This is a genomic window from Kitasatospora sp. SC0581, assembly GCF_048159585.1.
In the GTDB taxonomy this organism is placed as follows: domain Bacteria; phylum Actinomycetota; class Actinomycetes; order Streptomycetales; family Streptomycetaceae; genus Kitasatospora.
In genome coordinates, this window is record NZ_JBLRWA010000015.1 from 153625 (window position 1) to 159624 (window position 6000).

5 protein-coding genes and 1 pseudogene are annotated in these 6000 nt (G+C 75.6%); 4 read left to right on the forward strand and 2 right to left on the reverse strand.

Translation table 11 applies throughout. The features are described from left to right. The first annotated feature begins 125 nt into the window (after window positions 1-125). Together ACLWS4_RS23040 and ACLWS4_RS23045 are read left to right on the forward strand one after the other, a co-directional pair. Window positions 126-815 (forward strand): DUF6232 family protein, encoded by a 690-nt coding sequence (locus ACLWS4_RS23040; RefSeq protein ID WP_416875097.1) that lies wholly within the window; start codon window positions 126-128, stop codon window positions 813-815. Next, complete coding sequence (locus tag ACLWS4_RS23045; protein ID WP_416875098.1) at window positions 812-1180, forward strand: hypothetical protein; 369 nt, start codon at window positions 812-814, stop codon at window positions 1178-1180. Before ACLWS4_RS23040 ends, ACLWS4_RS23045 begins: the two co-directional genes overlap by 4 nt. A 37-nt stretch (window positions 1181-1217) precedes the next feature. Here ACLWS4_RS23045 and ACLWS4_RS23050 read toward each other — a convergent pair whose 3' ends face one another. Both ACLWS4_RS23050 and ACLWS4_RS23055 read right to left on the reverse strand, forming a co-directional pair. After that, the gene (locus tag ACLWS4_RS23050) at window positions 1218-2162 is read right to left on the reverse strand and encodes an alpha/beta fold hydrolase (protein WP_416875099.1); all 945 of its coding nucleotides are present in this window, start codon (window positions 2160-2162) and stop codon (window positions 1218-1220) included. A 105-nt stretch (window positions 2163-2267) separates the two neighbouring features. Continuing rightward, window positions 2268-3221 carry a DUF2797 domain-containing protein gene (locus ACLWS4_RS23055; protein ID WP_416875100.1) on the reverse strand — a complete coding sequence of 318 codons (954 nt, stop codon included), beginning with the start codon at window positions 3219-3221 and terminating at the stop codon, window positions 2268-2270. Window positions 3222-3528: 307 nt separating this feature from the next. On the opposite strand from ACLWS4_RS23055, the gene ACLWS4_RS23060 reads away from it, so the two are divergent. Both ACLWS4_RS23060 and ACLWS4_RS23065 read left to right on the forward strand, forming a co-directional pair. Next, window positions 3529-5655 carry a restriction endonuclease gene (locus tag ACLWS4_RS23060; protein WP_416875101.1) on the forward strand — a complete coding sequence of 709 codons (2127 nt, stop codon included), beginning with the start codon at window positions 3529-3531 and terminating at the stop codon, window positions 5653-5655. Between the two features lie 213 nt (window positions 5656-5868). Further along, a pseudogene (locus ACLWS4_RS23065) lies at window positions 5869-6000 on the forward strand (ABC transporter ATP-binding protein); the annotation flags it as partial.

Consider the following 6000-nt stretch of genomic DNA (forward strand, 5'->3'; position numbering starts at 1 on the left):
TCGGCGGGACCAGGGCCGGGGCACACGAACCGACGGTGCGTCAGTTATCCGCCACGACAATGAACTTGTGCGGACCCGGGACGTGCTGGCACATTGTCCTCCCTCGCACGACAGCCTTGGGGGACATGGCCATGCAGCCGACCGATCCTTCCGATTCGACCCGGGCCGGACAGACCGGCTCCTTCCCGTTCGTTCCGCCGCCTCCGCCCGGCGGGCCGCCGACACCGGCCCCGTTCGGGCCGCCGCCGCCCACCACCCCGCCGCCGGCCTTCACGAGCGGTCCCGCCGGCACCCCGACCACCACCCGCGTCGCGGTCACCAACCGCATCCTCTGGATCGGGCAGGCCGCGTACCCGCTCGCCAACGTGGCCCGGGTCGGCACCTCCCTGATCGTGCCCGGCCGGCGCCGCGCGCTCCTGCGGCTGCTCGCCTTCGGCCTGGTCGTCTTCCTGCCGGTGCTCGTGATCGCGCAGGCCACCGACGGATCGTCCTCGGACTCCGGGTCCGGCACGCTGCTCCTCGTCGCGATGATCCTCGTGGCGCTCTACTTCCTGATCTTCACCTGGCCGGTGCTGCGCCGGCCCGACCTGTACGTGCTGGCCGTGGACACGGCCGGCCCGCCGACCGCGGTGCTGGCCTGGCTCACCGCGGAGCCGGCGTTCGAGCTGCAGGCCACCATCACCCGCGCGATCGAGAACCCGCAGGCCGAGTTCCAGCAGATCGTCCAGACCATCAGCGTGGACCTGCGGCAGTACCAGTTCGGCGACAGCGTCAACATCTACGGCGGCCAGGGAAACACGGGAGTCAGCAAGTGAACGACAACGAGCGTCCGGACGTCCAGTACGGCGACCGCGTCACCATCCACGGCGGCAGCGGCAACGTCGGCATCCAGCACAACAACGGGGCGGTCGGCGACCAGGCGCTGCCGCCGGAGGTCGCCGCGCTGTTCGCCCGGCTCGCCACCGTGGTCACCGAGCTCGCCCGGGACGGCCGGCTCCACGAGGCGGACCGGCAGAGCCTCGCCGAGGCCCTGCCGGTGCTGACCAGCCCCGCCGCCGAGGAGCCGAGGAGCCGGCGCAACACCCTGCTGCTGCTGGCCGGCCTGGCCCAGAGCGTCGGCGAGGCCGCCGCGCCCGCGCTGGGCCTGGCGAACCAGCTCCTGGCCCTGCTCAGCGGCTGACCGACCGGCCGGCGCCCGCCCGCTCGCGGGCGCCGGCCTACGCCGTACCCCTGGCCTCCGTCTCCGCCGCCGTCTCGGTGAGGAAGCGTTCCACCAGCTCGGCGACGGTCTCCGGGGCGTCCTCGGGGCTGTAGTGGCCGACGCCGGGCAGTTCGACGGCCCGGCCGCGCGGGAACGCCTCGGCGAACAGGGGCAGGAAGTGCCGGGCGGCGAGGGTGCGGTCGGCCGCGCCCCAGAGCGCGAGCGCGGGCAGGGCGGCGAGCGCCGCGCGGGCCTCGGCGCCCGGGGTCTCGAAGGTGTGCGCCCCGGTGGCGAAGCCCTTCGCCCAGCCGATCGCCCCGGCGGCCTCCGCGGGGGACGGGAAGGCCGCGCCGTAGGCGGCCAGCCAGGTGTCGGTGATCAGGGCGTTGTTCTCGAAACCGTTGAGCTTCAGGGTGCTGAGGACGGTGTGCCGGAGTTCGCCGAGGACGGCGTCCAGGCTGCCGTCGGCGTGCGCCCGGGCGATCCAGCCAAACCACGGGGACTCGGCCGCGTTGGCGGCGAGCGCCGCGCCGAGGCCGGGCTGGCCGAACGGCGTGGGCCCGTTGACGCTCACCACCCGGGCGATCAGCTCCGGGCGGCGGGCGGCCAGGCCCATGCCGACCGGCCCGCCGAAGTCGTGCAGGACCAGGGTGAGTTCGCGCAGGCCGAGGTCCAGGACGAGCGCCTCCAGGTTGTCGACGTGGTCCTGCAGCCAGTAGGTCCGGTCGGCCGGGGTGGCGCTCTTGCCGAAGCCCATGTGGTCGGGGACGACCACCCGGTGGGTCGGGGCCAGGCGGCGGACCAGGTCGCGGAAGAGGTAGCCCCAGGTGGGTTCGCCGTGCAGGCAGAGCACCACGGGGCCGCTGCCCTCGTCCACGTAGTGCTGGCGGAAGCCGGCGGCGGTGCTGAAGTGCGGCCGGTACGGGAAGGTGCCGTCGAAGGTCTCGTGGGCGGCGATCATGGTCGGGCTCGCTCCAAGGTGGTAGCAACTTAAAACCGCAAGGCCGAGGCTAGGCCTTGCGGTTTTATTACGCAACCACGCTGGTCGGAGCGGTCCTTAGCGGTCTCAGAACAGCGCCTCCTGGGTGTCCGGCTCCGGCGGGCGCAGACGCTCCTGGAGAACCAGGCCCTCGGACCCGCGGCGGGTGACCGGGCTGAGCGTCCAGCCGGTGAGCAGCCGGGTGTCCAGCAGCAGCGGTCCGGAGCCGTCCGCCTGGTCCAGGAAGAGGTGCCGGCCGACCGGCGCGCGGAGCCGGCCCGCGAGCACCGCGCCGTCGGCCAGCCCGGCGATCTCCCGGTACGCCTCCGGGGCGCCGCCGGCCAGTCCGTAGCGCTCGACGTGGTCGACCACCGGCCGGTCGGCGAGCAGCTCCACGGCGTGGCCGTCCAGCAGCCGGTGCGCCCGGGCGCGGGCGTCGCCGAGCACCGTACGGCGGTACGGGACGTCGCCGTGCGACCACCACTGCTCGGTCTTGATCCGGGACTTGTACCGCTCGCGGGCCAGGCCCGAGGCGGCGACGGTGAGTTCGGCGCGCCGGACCGCCGGCAGGGCGCCGCGGGCGGTGAACGCGTAGGCCAGCGCGCCCTGTTCGAGCAGCCGGCTGTCGCCGCGCTGCTCGGCGGTCAGGCCGACCTTGAGCAGGCCCTCGCCGAACCAGGCGAGGTAGAGCAGGTAGGTGCGGCCGTCGTCGAGGATCTGGTCCCGGGCGAGGGCGAGGCCGCGGTCCACGCTCTGGCAGGCCGGGCACTGCGTCGCGCCGCCGCCCGGGTCGATCACCGCGTGGTGCGGGCAGGGCGTGCGCTCCGTCGCCCCGACCAACCAAGCCCCCACGCAGCGGCGCGGGCCGCCCAGCAGCCAGCCGACCTCCACCCCCGGCGCCACGGCGCGCTCGTGCACCTGCGCGCCGCGCGCGGCCCCGAGCACGGCGCGGCCGTCCCGCCAGCTCAGGCCGGTGGAGACCCAGCCGGCGGGGCGGGCCTGGCGCTCGGGGGTCTGCGGGGGCTGCGGGGGGATCGTCACGTTTCTCCTGGCCGTCGGTAGCCGACGAGACTACCCGGTGCCACCGACAGGCCGGGCGGCCCGACGCCGCCACACCCCTGCCACCCCGCCCGCCGGCCCCCTCGACAGGGTGTCAGGTCCGTGGCGGCCGGCCCCTCCTTCCCGCCCGAAAGCCCCGCAGGTCACCGGCGCTTGGCCGGGCGGGGTGTTCACGTTCTATTGTGGCGGGCGCGGTCGGCGGCGCGGTCGGGAGGCGGTGCCGCAGCGGCCGCATCGGGCGCGAGGCGAATGGGGTGGGCGGACGGTGTCGGGGCGGCGGAGCAGCGGGGTGCTGGCGATCTGGGCGGAGGCGCAGCGACAGCAGCAGCGCCGGGAGGAGGCCCGGTGGCGCGCCGAGGCGGCGGAGCAGCGCCGCCGGGAGCGGGAGCAGCGGGAGGTGCAGAAGGCGGCGGCCCGCGGCGAGCGCGAGGCGCAGCGCGCCTACCAGCAGTCGCGGGAGGCGGAGGTGGCCCGGCGGACGGCCGAACTGGACGCCCGGGTCGAGGAGTTGCGGGGGCTGCTGGCCGCCGGGCTGGCCGCGCCGGCCTTCGGCCCGCAGGCCCTGCTGGCGCCGCGGGCGGTGCCGCCGTTCGATCCGGGGCCGCTGGGCGAGCCGGTGCCGATGCCGGACCAGTCCTCGGCCCGGTACTTCGTGCCGCCGCCGGACCCGGTGCAGGCCCGCAACCCGGGGGTGCGGCAGCAGTACGAGCAGTACCTGGCCCAGGCCCGGGCCCGGTTCGAGCAGGACTGGTACGCCGCGCAGGCCCGGGAGGTGGACCGGCAGCACCGGCTGGCCGCGTACCACCAGGAGTACCTGGCCGGGGTCGAGCAGTCCCGCCGGCAGCAGGAGGAGCTGGCCGCCCGGACCGAGGAGCTGCTGCGCCGGCTGCGGGCGGGCGAGCCGGAGGCGGTGCAGGAGTACTTCACGGCCGGTCTGTACGCCTCGGCGGCCTGGCCGGAGGGCTTCCCGCACCGGCTGGCGGCGGCGTTCGACGCCGGGAGCCGGCAGCTGGTGGTGGACTGGGAGCTGCCCGGGCCGGACGTGGTGCCGGCCGCCGGCCGGGTGCGGTACGTGAAGTCGGACGACCGCGAGGCCGAGGTGGCCCGCCCGGCGACGGAGCGCAAGGCGCTGTACCGGGAGGTGCTGGCGCAGTCGGCGCTGCGGGTGGCGGTGGAGCTGTTCCGGGCGGACCGGGACGGGCTGCTGGACTCGGTGGTGCTGAACGGCTTCGTGCTCGGCATCGACCCGGCGACCGGCCGGGAGGCCGAGCGCTTCCTCTCCACCCTGACCGCCACCCGGGCGGGCTTCGCCGCCCTGGCACTGGACCGGGTGGACCCGGTGGAGTGCTTCCAGGGCCTGGGCGGCCGGCTGTCGGCGCGCCCGGAGCGGCTGGACGAGGTGCGGCCGGACCGGCGGCCGGAGAGCGTCGGCGGGAGCCTGGCCGGGCACGGCGGCGAGGACGAGCCGGACCTGTTCGAGATGGACCCGCTGGACTTCGAGGAGCTGATCGCCGAGCTGTTCCGGCTGCGCGGCTTCCGGGTGATGACCACGGCCCGCAGCGGCGACGTCGGGGTGGACGTGGTGGCCGAGGACCTGGACCCGGTGACCGGCGGCACGATCGTGATCCAGGCGAAGCGCTACAAGAAGACCGTCCCGCCGACGGCGGTGCGCGACCTGGAGTCCACCGTCCGCCACCACGGCGCGATCAAGGGCATCCTGGTCACCACCGCGGGCTTCGGCCGCGGCTCGTACAGCTACATCGAGGGCAAGCCGCTGGCCCTGGTGAGCGGCCCGGAGCTGGTCGCCCTGCTCGCCGAGCAGGGCCTGCGCGGCCGGCTCGGCGGCGACGGCTCCTCCGCCGCCGCCTCGGCCGCCGCGAACGACCGGTCCGAGGAGGCGCGCGAGACCGCCCTCACGGTGAGCTGGCAGAGCCGGACGGCCGGCGGGGACGCGGTGGAGCTGGACGTCACCGCCTTCCTGTGCGCCGGCGGCCGGGTGCTGAGCGACGAGCACTTCGTCTTCTTCAACAGCCCGCAGGACCCGGACGGCGCCGTGCGGCTGCACCCGACCCGCTCGGTGCCGGGCGAGCCGACCCGGGCGGCCCGGCTGGCCCTGGACCTGCACCGGCTGCCGGCCGCCGTCGAGGAGGTGGTGGTCGCCGTCTCCACCGAGGAGGAGGACCACCCGGCGCTGCCGCTCGGCTACGTGCACGGGCTGGCGCTCGCCGCCGCGTACGGGCCGGGCGCCGGCGGACCGGACGCCTGGGCGGGCCCGACCGGCGGGGTGCCGGACAGCGCGATGCTGCTCGGGGCGTTCCGCCGGGCCGCCGGCGGCTGGGAGTTCAGCCCGTCCGGGCGGGCGGTGACGAACGGCCTGGCCGGGCTGGCGGCGGCCTTCGGCGTGGCGGTCGAGTAGTCGGCCGGGCCCCGGCCCCTTCCGGAACCGTCCGGAGCCTGCCGGGGCCCTTGGTCCTCAGGGTCCGGCGTCATACCTGAGGAGGAGAAGGCCCCCCGCCGTCCCGCCGGGTCGGCGGGGGCCGACCCTCCGCGTGGCATACGAATCGCATTCGAACAGCTTGGGATGATGTTACGGAGTTAAACATTCCGTTAATCAGCCCGAGGAGTCCACGTGACGTTCCCCGCAACCGCCGTCCACACCGGCCGCGCGGCCGCCCGAGCCACCAGCCTGAACAAGGTCTACGGGGAGGGGGAGACCCGCGTCGTCGCCCTCGACAACGTCAGCGTCGTGTTCCCCCAGGGC